The 18,026-nt window shown below is 67.4% G+C and carries 15 protein-coding genes; 7 read left to right on the plus strand and 8 right to left on the minus strand.

The window, feature by feature from the left end; genetic code table 11:
* Positions 1-7: 7 nt before the first annotated feature.
* The 5 genes from E0W60_RS12020 to E0W60_RS12040 all read left to right on the plus strand — a co-directional run bounded on the left by E0W60_RS12020 (position 8) and on the right by E0W60_RS12040 (position 5,722).
* Positions 8-922, plus strand: coding sequence for a branched-chain amino acid ABC transporter permease (locus E0W60_RS12020; protein WP_133093561.1), 915 nt, complete (start codon positions 8-10; stop codon positions 920-922).
* Positions 923-946: 24 nt separating this feature from the next.
* Positions 947-2,023, plus strand: a complete 1,077-nt coding sequence (locus E0W60_RS12025) for a branched-chain amino acid ABC transporter permease (RefSeq protein ID WP_133093562.1) — start codon at positions 947-949, stop codon at positions 2,021-2,023.
* A 94-nt stretch (positions 2,024-2,117) separates the two neighbouring features.
* A complete protein-coding gene (locus tag E0W60_RS12030; RefSeq protein ID WP_133093563.1) occupies positions 2,118-3,455 on the plus strand; it encodes an ABC transporter substrate-binding protein in 1,338 nt (445 codons plus the stop codon).
* A gap of 106 nt (positions 3,456-3,561) precedes the next feature.
* Positions 3,562-4,377 carry an ABC transporter ATP-binding protein gene (locus E0W60_RS12035; RefSeq protein WP_029046690.1) on the plus strand — a complete coding sequence of 272 codons (816 nt, stop codon included), beginning with the start codon at positions 3,562-3,564 and terminating at the stop codon, positions 4,375-4,377.
* A 94-nt stretch (positions 4,378-4,471) separates the two neighbouring features.
* A complete protein-coding gene (locus E0W60_RS12040) occupies positions 4,472-5,722 on the plus strand; it encodes a phenylacetate--CoA ligase family protein (RefSeq protein WP_135704298.1) in 1,251 nt (416 codons plus the stop codon).
* A gap of 76 nt (positions 5,723-5,798) precedes the next feature.
* Here the strand turns inward: E0W60_RS12040 and E0W60_RS12045 are convergent, their stop codons facing one another.
* From E0W60_RS12045 to E0W60_RS12080, 8 genes are all read right to left on the minus strand, one after another.
* Entirely contained in the window at positions 5,799-6,200 is a 402-nt protein-coding gene (locus tag E0W60_RS12045) for a YbaN family protein (protein WP_240745917.1), read from the minus strand.
* Positions 6,201-6,285: 85 nt separating this feature from the next.
* Positions 6,286-7,263: an NAD(P)H-dependent flavin oxidoreductase gene (locus E0W60_RS12050; RefSeq protein WP_135704300.1), complete on the minus strand. Its 978-nt coding sequence runs from the start codon at positions 7,261-7,263 to the stop codon at positions 6,286-6,288.
* A gap of 131 nt (positions 7,264-7,394) precedes the next feature.
* Positions 7,395-8,825, minus strand: a complete 1,431-nt coding sequence (gene creC, locus E0W60_RS12055; RefSeq protein ID WP_135704302.1) for a two-component system sensor histidine kinase CreC — start codon at positions 8,823-8,825, stop codon at positions 7,395-7,397.
* Positions 8,826-8,831: 6 nt separating this feature from the next.
* Positions 8,832-9,536 (minus strand): two-component system response regulator CreB, encoded by a 705-nt coding sequence (creB, locus tag E0W60_RS12060; protein ID WP_276609602.1) that lies wholly within the window; start codon positions 9,534-9,536, stop codon positions 8,832-8,834.
* 11 nt (positions 9,537-9,547) lie between these two features.
* Positions 9,548-10,675 carry an NAD(P)/FAD-dependent oxidoreductase gene (locus tag E0W60_RS12065; RefSeq protein WP_135704304.1) on the minus strand — a complete coding sequence of 376 codons (1,128 nt, stop codon included), beginning with the start codon at positions 10,673-10,675 and terminating at the stop codon, positions 9,548-9,550.
* A 1,057-nt stretch (positions 10,676-11,732) separates the two neighbouring features.
* A complete protein-coding gene (locus E0W60_RS12070; RefSeq protein ID WP_135704306.1) occupies positions 11,733-13,058 on the minus strand; it encodes a sigma-54-dependent transcriptional regulator in 1,326 nt (441 codons plus the stop codon).
* A gap of 8 nt (positions 13,059-13,066) precedes the next feature.
* On the minus strand, positions 13,067-15,097 hold the full coding sequence (locus E0W60_RS12075; protein ID WP_133093572.1) for a sensor histidine kinase: 2,031 nt from the start codon (positions 15,095-15,097) through the stop codon (positions 13,067-13,069).
* A gap of 88 nt (positions 15,098-15,185) precedes the next feature.
* Entirely contained in the window at positions 15,186-16,481 is a 1,296-nt protein-coding gene (locus tag E0W60_RS12080) for a dicarboxylate/amino acid:cation symporter (RefSeq protein ID WP_133094194.1), read from the minus strand.
* 396 nt (positions 16,482-16,877) lie between these two features.
* Between E0W60_RS12080 and E0W60_RS12085 the strand changes: the two genes are divergently transcribed.
* Positions 16,878-17,198, plus strand: coding sequence for a (2Fe-2S) ferredoxin domain-containing protein (locus tag E0W60_RS12085; protein ID WP_135704308.1), 321 nt, complete (start codon positions 16,878-16,880; stop codon positions 17,196-17,198).
* 184 nt (positions 17,199-17,382) lie between these two features.
* Positions 17,383-18,024, plus strand: coding sequence for an alpha/beta hydrolase (locus tag E0W60_RS12090; RefSeq protein WP_133093574.1), 642 nt, complete (start codon positions 17,383-17,385; stop codon positions 18,022-18,024).
* Positions 18,025-18,026 lie beyond the last annotated feature (2 nt).

Consider the following 18,026-nt stretch of genomic DNA (forward strand, 5'->3'; position numbering starts at 1 on the left):
TTCCACCATGACGTTCTTCTTTGAAATCCTGCTTGGCGGCCTGCTGTCCGGCCTGATGTACTCGCTGGTGGCGCTCGGCTTCGTGCTGATCTACAAGGCCTCGGGCGTGTTCAACTTCGCGCAGGGCGCGATGGTCTACTTTGCCGCGCTGGCGGTGGTGGGGCTGATGGACAAGGGCATGCCGATGTGGGCGGCGGTAATCGGCGCCTTTGTCGTGATGATCCTGGTCGGCATGAGCACCGAGCGCTTCGTGCTGCGCAAGCTGGTCAACCAGCCGCCGATCACGCTGTTCATGGCGACCATCGGGCTGTCGTTCTTCCTGGAAGGGCTGGGGCCGCTCCTGTTCGGCAATGAAGTGCGCCCGATCAACCTGGGCATCGTCGACGAGCCGATCGAATCGATCCTGACCACTTTCAACATCGTCATCTCCAAGTTCGACCTCGCGGCAGCCGCCATTGCCGGCCTGCTGGTGGGATCGCTGGCGCTGTTCTTCCAGTACACCAAGGTCGGCCGCGCGCTGCGCGCGGTGGCGGACGACCACCAGGCCGCGCTGTCGCTGGGCATCCCGCTGCAGAACATCTGGGCGATCGTGTGGGGCGTGGCCGGCTTCGTCGCGCTGGTGGCGGGCATGCTGTGGGGCTCGCGCAATGGCGTGCAGTTCGCGCTGACGCTGACCGCGCTGAAGGCGCTGCCGGTGCTGATCCTGGGTGGCTTCACCTCGGTGCCCGGTGCCATCGTCGGCGGGCTGATCATCGGCGCGTCGGAGAAGCTGGCCGAGATCTACATCCCGCCGGTGTTCCAGTCGGTGTTCGGCGGCAATTTCGGCGGCATCGAAGGGTGGTTCCCGTATGTCTTTGCCTTGTTGTTCCTGCTGGTGCGGCCCGAAGGGCTGTTCGGCGAGAAACATATCGACCGCGTCTGACCGACTTCGCACAGGAGACTTGCCATGTTTTATCGTGAAGCCGGCCAGTTCAAGACCAGCTACGTTGCCGACAGCCAGATCTTCCCGATCCGCCAGGACCGCATCGGCTTTGCCGTGCTGATGGCCGTGGCCTTCGTGGCGATCCCGTTCGTTGGATCGGAATACTGGTTCTCGGCCATCCTGATCCCGTTCCTGATCTTTTCGCTGGCGGCGCTGGGGCTCAATATCCTGACCGGCTATGCCGGGCAGCTGTCGCTCGGCACCGCGGCCTTCATGGCGGTGGGGGCCTACGCGGCCTACAACTTCCAGTTGCGCATCGAAGGCATTCCGGTGCTGCTGTCGTTCCTGCTGGCCGGGCTGTCGGCGGCGCTGGTGGGCGTGGCGTTCGGCCTGCCGTCGCTGCGCATCAAGGGGTTCTACCTGGCGGTGGCGACGCTGGCGGCGCAGTTCTTCGTGGTGTGGGCGCTGACCAAGTTCCCCTGGTTCTCCAACAACAGCTCGTCGGGCGTGATTACGGCGCAGCGGCTGGACCTATTCGGCATCGCCATCGATACGCCGGTGAAGAAGTACCTGTTCGTGCTAGCCATCGTCACCGTGCTGGCGCTGGTGGCCAAGAACCTGGTGCGCTCGGCGACGGGCCGCGCCTGGATGTCGGTGCGCGACATGGACGTGGCGGCGGAGGTGATCGGCATCCCGCTGATGCGCACCAAGCTGATGGCGTTCGCGGTCAGCTCGTTCTACTGCGGCGTGGCCGGCGCGCTGTATGCGTTCTGCTACCTGGGCTCGGTCGAGCCGGACGGCTTCTCGCTGGACCTGTCGTTCCGCGTGCTGTTCATGATCATCATCGGCGGCGTGGGCAGCATCCTGGGCTCGTTCCTGGGCGCGGCGTTCATCCTGCTGCTGCCGATCTTCCTGGACAACGTGCTGCCGCCGCTGGCGTCGCTGCTGCACCTTCCCTTTACCAACGCCACCGTGTCGCACATCCAGCTGATGGTATTCGGCGGGCTGATCATCTTCTTCCTGATCGTGGAGCCGCACGGGCTGGCCCGGCTGTGGCAGATCGCCAAGGAGAAGCTGAGGCTGTGGCCGTTCCCGCACTGACGGAGCGGGGTCTTATTGTCTGAACGCAGGTCCTGAGTGAAGTACTGAAGCCTACGCATAACGAAACGCCCCACCGAGGGCGAAGGAGACTGTCATGACCAACCTGATCCGTAACGTGCAACGCGCCGCCCTGGTGGTCAGCGCCGCGGCTGCACTGCTGGCGCCGGCGGTGCCGGCACTGGCGCAAAGCAACGAGCAGTTCGTCGCGCTGCCGAGCTATCGCGTGGGGCCATATGGCGCCAACGGTCAGTCGTGGTATGGCGGCTTCATCGACTACCTCAACTACGTCAACCTGAAGGACGGCGGCGTCAACGGCGTCAAGCTGAGCTGGGAAGAGTGCGAGACCGAGTACAACAACGCCAAGGGCGTGGAGTGCTATGAACGCCTGAAGGCCAAGAACGCGACCACCAAGGGCACCGCGTACCACGCCATGTCCACCGGCATTTCCTACGCGCTGGTCGACAAGACCGCCGCCGACAAGGTGCCGCTGGTGATGATGGGCTATGGCCGCACCGACGCCGTGGATGGCTCGGTGTTCCCGTATGCGTTCCCGCTGGTGACCACGTACCAGATGCAGGTCTCGGCCATCGTCAAGTACCTGGCGAGCAAGAGCGGAGGCTCGCTGGCCGGCAAGAAGATCGTCTACCTGTACCACGACTCGGCCTATGGCAAGGAGCCGATCGTGGCGCTGCAGGCCGAGGCCAGGCTCAACAAGTTCAACCTCGTCGAGATCCCGGTGGCGCACCCGGGCAACGAGCAGGGCGCGCAGTGGCTGAAGATCCGCCAGGAGAATCCCGACTACGTGATCTTCTGGGGCTGGGGCGTGATGAACCAGACCGCGCTGAAGGCCGCGCAGAAGGTGGGCTTCTCGCGCGAGAAGATGATCGGCTCGTGGTGGGCGGGCTCCGAGGAAGACACGGTGCCGGCGGGCGATGCCTCCAAGGGCTACATGAGCGCGACCTGGAACGTCGCGGGCAAGAGCGTGCCGCTGATCAGCGATATCGAGAAGGTCGTGTACGGCGCCGGCAAGGGCAACATGCAGGACAAGAGCAAGATCGGTTCGGTGCTGTACAACCGCGGCGTTTCCGCGGCGGTGGTGACGGTGGAAGCGGTGCGCGTGGCGCAGGCCAAGTTCGGCAAGGGCAAGCCCATGACCGGCGAGCAGATGCGCTGGGCGTTCGAGAACCTGAACCTGACCAACGCGCGCCTGCAGCAACTGGGTGCCACCGGCCTGCTGCCCGAGATCAAGACCAGCTGCGAAAACCACGAGGGTTCGGGCAAGGTGAAGATCCAGCAATGGGACGGCAGCAAGTGGGTGGTGGTGTCGGACTGGATCGAGGGCAACAAGGGACTGATCCACCCGCTGTTCAAGGCCACGGCGGCGCAGTACGCGAAGGAGAAGGGGATTACGCCGGGGTGCTCGAAGTCTTGATGTCCCTTTAACCTGAAGGCATGCTCCCCTCTCCCAAAGGGAGAGGGGAGCAAGCCGACACGGATGTGAAATCCGGAGCTACCGCAACACCAACCCGAGCCGCACCATGAGCCTCCTGTCCATCAACAACATCGAAGTCATCTACGATCACGTGATCCTGGTGCTCAAGGGCGTTTCGCTCGAAGTGCCGGAAGGCAAGATCGTGGCGCTGCTCGGCGCCAACGGCGCGGGCAAGACCACCACGCTGAAGGCGATCTCCAACCTGCTGCACGCCGAGCGCGGCGACGTCACCAAGGGCACCATCGAGTATCGCGGCGACCGCGTCGACCAGCTCACCCCCAACGACCTGGTGCGCCGCGGCGTGATCCAGGTGATGGAAGGGCGCCACTGCTTCGCGCACCTGACCATCGAGGAAAACCTGCTCACCGGCGCGTATACGCGCGGCCTGTCGCGCTCGCAGACGCGCGACGAGCTGGAGAAGATCTACAACTACTTCCCGCGCCTGAAGACGCGCCGCAAGTCGCAGGCGGGCTATACCTCGGGCGGCGAGCAGCAGATGTGCGCGATCGGCCGGGCCATGATGGCCAAGCCCGCGATGATCCTGCTCGATGAGCCGTCGATGGGCCTGGCGCCGCAGATCGTCGAGGAGATCTTCGAGATCGTGCGCGACCTGAATTCGCGCGAGAAGGTCAGCTTCCTGCTGGCCGAGCAGAACACCATGGTGGCGCTGCGCTATGCCGACTACGGCTACATCCTGGAAAACGGCCGCGTGGTGATGGACGGCGACGCCGAGTCGCTGCGCACCAACGAGGACGTGAAGGAGTTCTACTTGGGCGTGGCCGCCAACGACGCGGATGGTGGCGCGCGCAAGTCCTTCCGCGACGTGAAGAGCTATCGCCGGCGCAAGCGCTGGCTGGCATAGCGCCGCGCGGTTTATCCCTGGCTTTGCCGACGCGCCGTGGCGGGCTGCCACCGGCGCGGCGGCAATCCGCATCCTTCCCTGACGCAACAGCACCATGCCCGAATACTTCGATTCGCTCGAAACCCGCGCGCCGGCAGTCCGCGAGCAGGCGCTTCTTGCCGCCCTGGCACGACAGGTGGCCCACGCGCGCGACAATGCGCCGTATTTCGCCGAACTGCTGCGCGACGTGGACCCGCGCTCGCTGACCTCGCGCGAGGCGCTGGCGGCGTTGCCGGTGACGCGCAAGTCCGACCTGACCGCACGCCAGCGCGCGCTGCCGCCGCTGGGCGGCCTCAATGCGGCGCCGCTGGGCAGGCTGCGCCATGTGTTCCAGTCACCGGGCCCGATCCACGAGCCCGACGGCCACGACGCCGACTGGTGGCGCACGGCGCGCGCCATGCACGCCGCGGGCTTCCGTGCCGGCGACCTGGTCTACAACACCTTTTCCTACCACTTCACGCCGGCCGGCATGATGATGGAGACCGGCGCGCACAAGCTGGGCTGCTGCGTGTTCCCGGCGGGCGTCGGCCAGACCGAGTCGCAGGTGCAGGCGCTGGCCAGCCTGCAGCCTGCGGCCTACGCTGGCACGCCATCGTTCCTGAAGCTGCTGCTGGAACGGGGCGACGAGATGGGACTTCCCTGCACCAGCCTGACGAAGGCGCTGGTCTCCGGCGAGGCGCTGCCGCCGTCATTGCGCGCGTGGTTCCAGCAACGCGGGGTGCGCGTTCAGCAGATGTACGGCAGCGCGGATCTCGGGCTGATCGCCTACGAGACCGAGGGCGGCGACGGCTGGGTGGTGGACGAGGGCGTGCTGGTCGAGATCGTCGAGCCGGGCGGCACGCGGCCCATGCCTGAAGGCGAGACCGGCGAGGTGGTGGTGACGGTGCTGGGCAACGGCGACTATCCGCTGATCCGCTTCGGCACCGGCGACCTGTCGGCGGTGGTGGCGGAGTCCTCGCAGCGGCCGAGCCCGTGCGGGCGCACCAATATCCGGCTCAAGGGCTGGCTGGGACGCGCGGACCAGGCGACCAAGGTCAAGGGCATGTTCGTGCATCCGGGGCAGGTGGCCGACGTATTGCGCCGCCATCCGGAAATCCGCGCCGCGCGGCTGGTGGTGACCGGCGATCCCGGCGCGGACGTGATGACGTTGCGCTGCGAGGCAGCGCGCGAGGATGCGGAACTGCAGCGCGCGGTGGCCGAGTCGCTGCGCGAGGTGATGCGATTGCGCGGGGAGGTGGCGTTCGTGGCGGCGGGGTCGTTGCCGCAGGACGGGAAGGTGATTGAGGATGCGCGGCGGTATGAGTGAAGGGCTAGCCGGGTGAGGGGTGGGGGTGAGGGCCGGAGCCTCAACGAAGTGAAGGGCGTCGACGGGCCGGAAAGCCTCAAGACTCCCCCCCCTCCTCCGGCCGCGTCGGCAACCGGATCATCCACACACTCACCCCCACCGCACAAGCCAGCAACGCCGCCGACGCCACCGGCCGCCCGCGCAGCAGCCATGCGGTGGTCCCCATCGACACCCACATCATCGACAGCGCCAGGCACTTCGCCTTGAACGGAATGCTCCGATACCGCTGCCAGTCGTTGACCAGCGGCCCGAAGCGCGGATGCCCCATCAGCCAGCCGTGGAAGCGCTGCGAACCGCGCGCGAAGCACGCCGCGGCCAGCAGCACGAACGGCGTGGTCGGCAGCACCGGCAGGAAGATCCCGATCACGCCCAGCAGCAGGAAGAGCCCGCCCAGCGCCACCCAGACGGCGCGCAGCACGCGCTGGCGGTGGCTCAGCACGGCTTCAGGATCGGGCGAAAGGTCTGGGGCGGAAGGGGGCAATGGTCGAACAAAGGGCCGCTAAGCGGCCCCGGTGATGGATCGGTCAGCGCGAAATCCCGAGTCGCGCCTTGGCCGCATCGTACTCCGCTTTCATGCGCGCGACGATTTCGCCGGCGCTGGGGATGTCGTGGATCTGGCCCACGCCCTGGCCGGCGCCCCAGATGTCCTTCCATGCCTTGGCCTTGGAGCTGCCGCTGGAGAAGTCCATCTTGGTCTTGTCGGCCACCGGCAGGTTGTCAGGGTCCAGGCCCGCGTTGCTGATGCTCTCGCGGATGTAGTTGCCGTGCACGCCGGTGAACAGGTTGGTGTAGACGATATCGGCGGCGGCCGAGCTGGTGATCGACCGCTTGTACGTCTCGGCCGCGTGCGCCTCCTGCGAGGCGATGAAGCGCGTGCCCACGTAGGCGAAGTCGGCGCCCATGGCCTGCGCCGCGAGTACTGCCTCGCCGGTGGCGATCGAGCCCGACAGCGCGATCGGGCCATCGAAGATCTTGCGCACCTCGCCCACCAGCGCGAACGGCGACAGCATGCCGGCATGGCCGCCGGCGCCGGCCGCGACCAGGATCAGGCCGTCGACACCGGATTCGATCGCCTTTTCGGCATGGCGCAGGCTGATGACGTCGTGCAGCACGATGCCGCCGTAGCTATGCACCGCGTCGATCAGCTCCTTGGGGGGCGCGCGCAGCGAGGTGATGAAGATCGGCACCTTGTGCTCGACGCAGACCTTGATGTCATGCTCGAGCCGCGCGTTGGACCCGTGCACGATCTGGTTGACCGCGACCGGTCCCACCGGCGCGCCGGGGTTGGCGGCCCTGAAGGCGGCCAGCTCCTGCTCGATCTGCGTCAGCCACTCGTCGAGCAGCTCCGCCGGGCGCGCATTGAGCGCGGGGAACGAACCGACGATGCCGGCCTTGCACTGCGCCAGCACCAACTCGGGATAGCTGACGATGAACATGGGCGAGGCAATCACGGGCAGGGCCAGGTTCTGCAGGGCCTGGGGCAGTTGCTTGGCGGCGGGCATGGTGTCTCCTGAACCACTGGTGGGCACGCTGGTCGTGCCCTAAATGAACGGTCGTTCGATTATAGGGAGTTTCTGGCGTGCGTCGCTAGAAGCCCAAGTCTATGCCGATCCTGCGCGCCATGGCACGCGGGTCAGCCGGCGGGCAGCGTCAGTTCGGCCAGCGCGCCGCCGCCCGGCCGGTTGGCCAGCATCACGCTGCCATGATGCAGCGCCGCCACCTCGCGCGCAAAGCACAGGCCCAGGCCGGTGCTCTTGTCGGCGCCCTGCGGGCGCGGCAGCGAGTAGAAGCGCTCGAACACGCGCGGCAGGGCGTATTCGGGGATGCCGGGGCCATGATCGGCCACGGTGATCGCCAGCTGCGCGCCGCGCCGTTCCAGCGCTACCGCGATGGCGCTGTCCCGGGGGGCGAAGTCGATGGCGTTTTCCAGCAGGTTGGCGACGGCCTGGCGCAGCAGGAACGGGTCGCCCGCCGCCACGTCGGGACCCGGCGGCGACTCCAGCCGCAGCACCACGCCGCGCTGCCGCGCGCGCGGTTCCAGCTCGGCGCACAGCTGGGCCAGCAGCTCGCCCAATCGCACCGGCTCGCGGGTTTCCAGCCGTTGCCGTTGTTCCACCTCCGCCAGCGCCAGCAGCTTGCGGATCATGGTTTCCAGCCGGCCCGACTGCGCGCGGATATTGGCGACGAAGCGCTCGCGGTCCGTTGCCGGCATGTCTTCCTGCAGCAGCTCGGCGGCGCCGCCGATCGCCGCCAGCGGGCTCTTCATCTCGTGCGCCAGCGTGTGGATGTAGTGCTCGACATACTGCTTGTCTTCCAGCCGCTCGCGCATGCCCTGCACCGCGCGGCCCAGTTCGGCCAGCTCGCTGGTGCCGTGCAGCGGCATCTCGGCGCGCTCGCCGGCGGCCACCGCGCGCGCATAGCCGCGCAACCGGCGCAGGCCATGCACCAGCCACAGCGTGCAGGCCAGGCCGATCACGCACGCGGTCCCGATCAGCAGCCCGCCGTACAGCAGGATGCGGTGCTGGCTGCGCGCGATGAAGGGCGCCATCGCGGCATTGGGCTTGGCCACGGTGAGCGCGCCGACGATGCGGTCCCCGTCGCGGATGGGAGCGGCCACGTACATCACGGTGCTGGCCTCGTCCTCCGGATCGCTGCGCGTGCTGCGCGCGCCGTACTGGCCGCGCAGCGTCAGGTAGACATCGTTCCAGCGCGAGTAGTCGCGGCCCACGTCGGTGCCGGTGGAGTCGTAGCGGACGATGCCGCCGGCGTCGGTGACATAGACGCGGTAGCCGATGCTGTCCTTGTGCAGGCCCCATACGTCGGCATTGACCGGCGCCTGGCGCAGCGCCGCCATGCGCCGCGCGAAGTCGCCGTCGGCGATGTGGCCGGCCTTCATGTCGTCAGCGGCCAGCGCGGCCAGCACGTGGGCGGTGTCGATCAGCGTGTCTTCCATCGCCTGCCGCACGCCGGGCTTGACCTCCTGCACGAACACGCGCAGCGTCAGCACCGTCGCCAGGCCGACGATGAAGAAGAAGCCAAAGAAGATGCGCAGGCCGATCCGCATGCGCGCTCAGGCCTGCACGGGATCGAGCGAATAGCCCATGCCGCGGTGCGTGCGGATGCGCTCCGCGCCTTCGCCTTGCGGAGTGGCGTCGCGCAGCTTGGCGCGCAGCGTCTTGACATGGGTGTCGACGGTGCGGTCGCTCGTGTCGAGCGCGTCTTGCCAGACCAGTTCCATCAGCTGGGCGCGGGTGTAGATGCGGCCCGGGTGTGCCACCAGCAGTGCCAGCAGCAGGTATTCGTAGCGGGTCAGGTCCAGCCAGCGGCCGCGGTAGGCCAGCCGTGCGCCGTCGGCGTCGTGGGTGAAGCCGGAATCGGCGGCAGCGGGTGCGGCCACGCCGCGCGCGCGGCGCAGGATGGCGCGCACGCGCGCGGCCAGCTCGCGCGGCGAGAACGGCTTGACCACGTAGTCGTCGGCGCCGATTTCCAGACCGACGATGCGGTCGATCTCCTCGTGGCGCGCGGTCAGGAAGATCACCGGCGCATCGCAGAACGTGCGCAGCGTGCGGCAGACCTCGAAGCCGTTCACATCGGGCAGGCCCACGTCCAGGATCACCAGGTCGGCCGCATCGGCGCGCATCCGCGCCAGCGCGGCGCTGCCCAGCGTGCAGTGCTCGGCCTGCATGCCATCGGTGCGCAGGGCGTAGAGGATGGTATCGGCGATGGCTTGCTCGTCTTCCACCACCAGGATGCGCGGTTGTCCCATGCCCGGCATTCTAGTCCACGTCAGAGGCTGGGCACGGTGCGCGGCGGCGGCGCGGCCTGGTCGCCGCCGCGCTTGTGGAAGTAGATCTGCTCGGCGGCCCAGCGCAGCGGCGGTGAATACAGCATCAGGTCGAAGGGCCAGTCGCACTGGAAGCGGTCGAACATCCAGCGCAGCGCGCGCTTGCCGCGAAAGCGTGGCGCGCTGCCGGTGGCGACGGCTTCCGGCGCCGGGCCGTTGTGCAGCAGGTGTTCGGCGATGGCTTTGCCAACGGATTCGCCATGGGCGAAGGCGTAGTGGATGCCGCCGGCGGTCAGCGGCGAGACGATGCCGGCCGCGTCGCCGGTCAGGATCACGCCGTCGCGCGCGAGTGGCATGGCGGGACCGCCGCACGGGATCAGGCCGGCGCGCGTGGCGGCGGGCTGCGTCAGTTCAGGCAGTCCGGCGCGGGCGCGTACATGGGCGAGCAGGCCGTCGAGGTCGGGAGCGCGGCCGTGACGGGGCAAGTAGCGCAGCGCCAGGCCGGCCTGGACGCCGGTGGGATTCTGTGCGATCCAGCCTATGTAGCCGGGCGCGAAGCGGCGGGTGATGAAGCAATGGAGCATGACGGGATCGGGCAGGGATATTCCCGGGAATTCGTATTCGATGCCATACAGGAAATCGTGGGTGCGGCCGAGACCTGCGCATTGCGCCACGCGCGATTTGGCGCCGTCGGCACCGACCAGGTAGCGGGTGGTGCCGACGCCGGTCACGTGCCAGCCGCCATGGCGTGGCGTAGCGCGGACGAACGACTGGCCCAGGCGCAGCGTGGCGCCGTGGCGCACCAGCTCGTTGGCCAGCCAGCGCATCAGGTTGGGGGTATCGGTGGTGTGGAAGTAGTAGCCTGGGGCGGCCAGGTCGAGGCTGCGCAAGCGTGGAGAATAGAGTCGCACGCGTTCAACGCGGTGTATGCAGTCGGCGGGGGCGCGGCCCAGCCAGGTTTGTTCGATGGCTTCCTTGACGAGGATGCCGGTGGTGTGGAGTTTTTCGCCGGGGTCGGGTTTGCGTTCGAGGACCAGGACGCGCAGGCCGGCGCGGGCGGCCGCCAGGGCGCAGGCTGCGCCGGCGAAGCTGGCGCCGGATACTACTAGGTCGTAGTCGAAGGATGGCATCTTTGGAGGTGCTTCTGGATGAAGGGTTCTCCAGTGTTGTCCTGCTGGGTGAGGGGAATGTGGGGTGGTTGTGAAGTCGTTGGCGTTATTGGGGGCGGTGGCTTGCTGTTGGTGACATGCTGGCGGCTGTTTAAGCGTCCGCTGTCGCTGTTGATGACATGCTGTGGCCGTTGAACCGCCTGGTTCCGCCCTGCTGGGCGGGTCACTTTTTGTCCGAGCGACAAAAAGTAACCAAAAAACGCGTCGCCTGAGCGGCTGGCTATCAATTTGGCGGCGTGGGTGGGTCGGGCGGTGGTGATTTCCGTTCGATGTGGCTGGTGGCTCAAACCTGCTACGCCAGGTGAGTTTGGGATAGTGGCTGCGTCGACCCACTATTGGACGATCCCCATGCCGGGCGTAGGCCGCCTGCTGCCGGCGTCAACGCGGGGACGCCTACGGCTGCGCTGCGCGCGCTCAGTATCGTAGGTCGGGGGCTTGGGCACGGAGTGCGTCGCTGCGCTCGCACAGCGCCGTCGTGAATGACGCCGGGCCCGAAGCCCGGGCGAGGACGTGGGGCGGCGGCCTTGCCCTTAGGGCCGGCGCGCAGCGCAGCCGAAGGCGTTCCTACCATGCCGCCCGCAGCAGGGGCCACGCCCAGCTCTGGGCTCGTTCAAACATCGCTGCTATCCCGAGCCATCGTGGCGCACCAGGGCGTCAGGCAGTCCTGCCCTGCAACGAAGCAAAGCCCCGTACGAAAACCGCCGCATACTACAATAAGAGTGGCCGCCCGCAGGGCCGTAAACGCGCTTTTTGGTTACTTTTTGTCGCTCGGACAAAAAGTGACCCGCCCAGGAGGGCGGAACCAGGCGGTTCAACCGCCGACAGCATGTCATCAACAGCGACATGCACCTAATAAGCCCACAAAAAAACGCCCCGCATAAACCGCGGGGCCATCAATTACCACGAAGACTGATACAGCCGGCAGGGCACCTGCCAATGCCACAACCGCCCACGAAGCATAGAAAACCAATGTGACGCCCACATGGCAACAAGGTGAACAGCCAATGACAAGCCAACATCAAAGCCCATACCGCTTGATCTTGTCATACAGCGTAGCCTTGCCAACCTGCAGCAAATCAGCAGCCTGACTGACAGCACCCCCCGTCCGCGCCAGCGCATCGGCAATCACCGCCCGCTCATACCGCTCCATCCTCTCCCGCAGCGGCGCGGTCTCGTCCGCAGTCGCCGCATGCGCACCCGCTTGCCCGCCCTCAGGCACCCCCAGCACCAGCCGGTCCGCCGCATTCCGCAACTCCCGCACATTCCCAGGCCAAGGCCGCTGCTGCAGCCCCTGCCGCTGCGCCTCCGACAAAATCGGCGCCGGCCGCTGATAACGTACCGCCGCCACCAGCATGAAATGCTCGAACAACGCCACGATATCCTCGCGCCGTTCCCGCAGCGGAGGCAGTGCAATCGTGACCACATTCAGCCGGTAATAGAGGTCCTCACGAAACGAACCTTGCGCCACCAGCGCATCCATATCCCCCTTGGCCGCCGCCACGATCCGCACATCGATCTTCACCGACGCATTCGACCCCAGCCGCTCCAGCGTTCCTTCCTGCAGCACCCGCAACAGCTTGACCTGCAGCGCCAGCGGCATGCTCTCGATCTCGTCGAGGAAGAGCGTGCCGCCCGAAGCATGCTCCAGCTTGCCGATACGTCGCTTGCCTGCGCCGGTGAAGGCACCAGCTTCATGTCCGAACATCTCGCTCTCGAAGATGGCCTCAGGCACCGCCCCGCAGTTCAGCGCGATAAAAGGCCCCTCGGCGCGGCCGGACAGCGCATGCAGGCTGCGTGCCACCAGCTCCTTGCCGGTGCCGGTCTCGCCGTTGATCATCACCGGCACGTCGGTCGGGGCCACGTTGGCAACCAGAGCCCGCACCTGCTCGATCGCCGGCGAACGCCCGATGATCCGCGTACCGGCCGCGGGACCAGCCAGCTCGCGCCGCAACGCCTGGTTCTCCAGTTCGAGCGCGCGCCGCTCGAGTGCGCGACGGACGGTGTCGGTCAGCCGGTCGGCTCCGAACGGCTTCTCGATAAAGTCATAGGCGCCTTCACGCATCGCCTGCACGGCCATCGTGATATCGCCATGCCCCGTCACCAGCACCATCGGCACGCCTGGCGCCGCATTGCGGCAGTGCTGCAGCAGGTCAAGCCCGCTGGCGCCGGGCAAGCGCACGTCGGTCACCACGACGCCGGGAAAGCCCGCATGCAGATGCGGCATGGCGGCTTCTGCCGAAGGCAGCGCCAGCACGGTAAAGCCCGCAAGCTCCAGGCTTTGCGCGGTAGCCTGCCGCACCAGCGGCTCGTCTTCGACAAACAGGACACGCAGACCGTCTTGCATGGCAATGCTCATTGGGGAGTGGAAACCGGCAGCGCCTCGTTCGCGCCGGAGCTGGCCGGCGCGCCTGCCAGCACCAGCGTGAATTGCGCGCCGCCGCCGGGCATGTTGGCCACGCTGAGCTGGCCGCCGAACTCGCGCACGATCGATGACGAGATCGCCAGCCCCAGCCCCAGGCCCTGCCCGGTTTCCTTGGTGGTGAAGAAGGGCTCGAACAGGCGCGGCAGCGCTTCCGGCGCGATGCCGGTGCCGTTGTCGCGCACGGCGAGGGTGATGGTGCCGCTGTTGGTGCCGCCGTTGGTGCCGGCATTGGTCTGCACCTCGATGTCGATGCGGCCTTGCGCGGGCGCCGCCGAGGCGATGGCGTCGAGCGCATTGCCGATCAGGTTCAGCAGCACCTGCTCAAGCTTGAGTTCGTCGGCACGCACGGACAGGCCGGGCTGTTCGTCGAGGCCGGCCACGTTGACCTTCACCGCACCCAGCCGCGGCGCCAGCAGCGCCAGCACGTGGTCGAGCGCCGTGCGCACCACCACCGGCCGCCGCACCGGGCGCGCCTTGCCGGCGAACAGCTTGAGCTGGCTGGTGATCTTGCCCATGCGCTCGGTCAGGTCGGCGATGGCAGCCAGGTTGCCTTCTGCCGCGGCCAGCTGGCCGCGCTCCAGCAGCACGCGGGTGTTGTCCGAGAAGGTGCGCAGCGCCGCCAGCGGCTGGTTCAGCTCGTGCGTGATGCCGGCCGCCATCTGTCCCAGCGCGGCCAGCTTGCTGGCTTGCACCAGTTCGTCCTGCGCCGCGCGCAGCTCGCTTTCGGCGCGGGTGCGCTCGGCAACCTGTTCCTCGAGCTTCTCGTTGATCGCCATCAGGTCGGCGGTACGCGCTTCCACGCGGCGCTCCAGTTCGTCGTAGGCCGCTTCCAGCAGCCGGCGGCTGTACTGCACGTCGCGCGCGCGCTGGCGGCGCTGGCGCCAGTTGACCAGCAGCAGGCAGATGCAGGCATAGGCCAGCGCCGCGGCCACGGTGGCGTTGCGCGCGTTGGCCAGCACCGGCTCCAGCGGCGCCATCACCTGCATGGTCCAGTCGGCCGGGCCCACGGTGCGGCCCAGTTCGAGGTAGCGGTCGGCGCGCGCGGTGGCGTCGGGGGTAAAAGTGGTGCGGGCGGCGGGCGAGTCGTCACGCACGCGCACCAGCCGCGCGTTGGCGCCCAGCGTGGTCTGCGCGAGCCAGCGCGTGACGAGCGAGTCGAGCGGCTCCAGCGGCAGCGGCGTGACGGCGCGGCCGTGGTACTGGCGCGTGTTTTCCATCTCGGCCTGCAATGCCGGCGGCAGCGGTTGCAGCGTGCGGTACTGCCAGGCCGGCACCGATGACAGGAAGATCACGCCGTGGTCGTCGCTGACCATCAGCGGCTCGGCGCCGCTGCCGGCACGCTGGAACCACTCCAGGTTGAGCTTGACCACGGTGACGCCGACGACCTTGCCATTGGATTCCACCGGTTGCGCGAGGTAATAGCCGGGTTCGTCGCTGGTGATGCCGATGGCGTAGAAGCGGCCCATCCTGCCGCCCGCGGCGATCTGGAAGTAGGGACGGAAGCGGTAGTCGGTGCCGACGAAGCTGCCGGGCTGGCCATGGTTGCTGGCGGCCAGCGCGATGCCGTTGGCCGCGATCACGTACGTGGCCGAAGCATGTGCGCGCCGGTTGACCTCTTCCAGGTACTGGTTGGCGGCGGCGACGCGCGTCGGGTCGTTTGGGGATTCGAGCAGCCCGCGCACGAAGGGGTGCAGCGACACCAGCGCGGGCAGGAATTCGTAGCGGTCGAGGGTGCTTTCGAGGGTGGCGGCGTAGCGGTCGGCACGCGTCGCGGTGCTCTGCTGCAGCGCGGCCAGGCCGCGCTGGAACGACACCAGCCAGGTCAGCCCGCACAACAGCAGCAGCCCGGCCGCCAGTGCGGCGGCGAAGACCCACCACCGGCTGCTGCCGGTGTCCGGCGCATGCACCGCGCGGGTGGCGGCAGGATCATGCACGGCTAGGAAATCGTCGGAATGGGGCATCGGCGCGCGCAAGGGCTGTCGTGCCGATGATACCCGCTGGCGGGCGGCCGGGGCAGACGCCGATGCAGCCGCCCGCGCAGCGGTGTACTTAGCGGGCGCCCTGGCCGGCCTGGGCCAGATCGCCGGCATCGCCGCCGCCCTGCAGCACCTGCGCCAGGCGCTTGCGGTCAAGCTCGCGTTCCCACGCCGACACCACCACCGTGGCCACGCCGTTGCCGATGATGTTGGTCAGCGCGCGGCACTCGCTCATGAAGCGGTCGATGCCCAGGATCAGCACCATGCCGGCCACCGGGATGGTCGGCACCACCGCCAGCGTCGCGGCCAGCGTGATGAAGCCCGATCCGGTCACGCCGCTGGCGCCCTTGGAGGTGATCATCGCCACCGCCAGGATGGTCAGCTGCTGCATCCACGTCAGTTCGATGCCGGTCGCCTGCGCGATGAAGATCACCGCCATCGTCATGTAGATGTTGGTGCCGTCCAGGTTGAACGAATAGCCGGTAGGCACCACCAGGCCCACCACCGACTTGGAGCAGCCCAGCTTCTCCAGCTTCTCCATCATGTGCGGCAGCGCGGCCTCGGACGAGCTGGTGCCAAGCACGATCAGCAGCTCTTCCTTGATGTACGAGATAAAGCGCACGATGCTGAAGCCGGTCATGCGCGCGATCGTGCCCAGCACCACCAGCACGAAGATGATGGCCGTGAAGTAGAAGGTGCCGATCAGCTTGAGCAGCGGCACCAGCGAACCCAGGCCGTACTTGCCGATGGTGAACGCCATCGCGCCGAAGGCGCCGATCGGGGCCACCTTGGTGATCACGTGCACGATGTGGAAGAACACCTTGGAGACCTGCTCGATCAGCTGCACCACGAAGCGGGCGCGTTCGCCGAGCGTGGCCAGCGCGGCGCCGAAGAACAGCGACACCAGCAGGATCTGCAGGATGTCGCCGTTGGCGAAGGCGCTGAAGACCGTTTCCGGGATGATGTGCATGAAGAACTCGACCGTGCTCTGGCCGTGCGCCTTCGACACGTATTGCGCGATCGCCTTGGTGTCCAGCGTCGACGGGTCGATGTTGAAGCCCACGCCCGGCTTGAGCAGGTGCGCGGCGCCCAGGCCGATCAGCAGCGCGAAGGTCGACACCACTTCAAAGTAGAGCAGCGCCTTGCCGCCGACGCGGCCGACCTTCTTCATGTCGCTCATGCCGGCCATGCCGGTCACCACGGTACAGAAGATGATCGGGCCGATGATCATCTTGATCAGCTTGATGAAGCCATCGCCCAGCGGCTTCATGGCCACGCCCGTATCGGGCCAGTAGTGGCCCAGCAGGATGCCGACCAGGATGGCGAACAGCACCTGCACATACAGGATCTTGTAGAAGGGTTTCTTCATGGTGTCGTCCTCGGTGTTGACCGTACCCGGGGCGATGGCGCCGCGGGCGCGCGCCGTCACGGTTGCGGCGCGTTCAGGGACGGGAATTTGCAACCGGCATGCCAGTCCAACCGGTATCGTTAAGTGATTGATTCACAAGGAAACGCGGGTCTTGCCAAGACGCGGGGCCTCCGGGATTCCGGAAATCCGGAATCCCGGCTTCCGGGGATTCGGAATGCCGGCGCGGGCAAAGGTGGCCGAGGCGCCACCTGCGCGGCCGGCATGCGCGGTCAATGGCGTTGCGCGGGTGCCGGAAGGCGCGGGCGTGCCGCCGTGACGCCGTATAATTCCGAGCTTCCGTTCAACGTCCCGCGGTCGTGCCGCCGCGCGGGCCCGCCCTCCTTGTCACCGCATCGCATGAGCAGCTACTACCAGCACCACGTCTTCTTCTGCCTGAACCAGCGCGAGGCCGGCGAGAACTGCTGCGCCAATTTCAACGCCAAGGCCATGCAGGAATACGCCAAGAGGCGCTGCAAGGAACTCGGCATCGCCGGCGGCGAAGGCCGCGTGCGCATCAACAAGGCGGGCTGCCTGAACCGGTGTGAACTCGGGCCGGTGCTGGTGGTCTACCCCGAGGCAATTTGGTACACGTATGTGGACGAGCACGACATCGATGAAATCATCGACAGCCACCTGCTCAACGGCAAGCCGGTCGAGCGGCTGATGGTGGACCGCTGAACGGGAACGAAGCCCAAGGCGCTGCCGATGCCGCAGCGCCGATGCCAGACCCCGCCGCCCGCACGCCGGACGGTTTTTTCATTTCTTGCCCCGGGATTTCCGGGTAGAGCCAGCCGGCGTATCACCATCCTGAAGCGCCATCCTGACCGCCTCCTGATTGCCTCCTGATTGCCCTGACCGTCCTATGAACGCGCATACCCAGGTACTTTCCATCGCCGGCCCCGTCGGCGCGATCGACGTTTCGGTGGACCTGCCGCAAGGCGAGCCACGGGGCCTGGCGCTGGTTGCCCACCCGCATCCGCTGTTCGGCGGCACCAAGGACAACAAGGTCGCGCAGACGCTGGCGCGCGCTTTCGTGCAGCTGGGCTATGCCACCGTGCGCCCCAACTTCCGCGGCGTCGGCGCGACCGCCGGCGAGCATGACAATGGCGTCGGCGAGCAGGACGACCTGCTGGCAGTCGTCGCCTGGATGCGCGAGCAGACCGCGTGGTCGGCGCAGGCCGCGACGCTGCCGCTGGCGCTGGGCGGCTTCTCCTTCGGCAGCTTTGTCAGCACGCACGTGGCCCGGCGCCTGGCCGAGGCCGGCACGCCGGCGCAGCGCCTGGTGCTGGTCGGCACCGCAGCGAGCCGCTGGCAGGTGGCCGAGGTGCCCGCCGACACCATCGTCATACACGGCGAGCAGGATGACACCGTGCCGCTCGCCAGCGTATTCGACTGGGCGCGCCCGCAGGAGCTGCCGGTGATCGTCATCCCCGGCGCCGACCATTTCTTTCACCGCAAGCTGCACCTGATCAAGCAGCTCGTCGTCAACGCGTGGGACCGGTGAGC

This window comes from Cupriavidus oxalaticus, from assembly GCF_004768545.1.
Lineage (GTDB): Bacteria > Pseudomonadota > Gammaproteobacteria > Burkholderiales > Burkholderiaceae > Cupriavidus > Cupriavidus oxalaticus_A.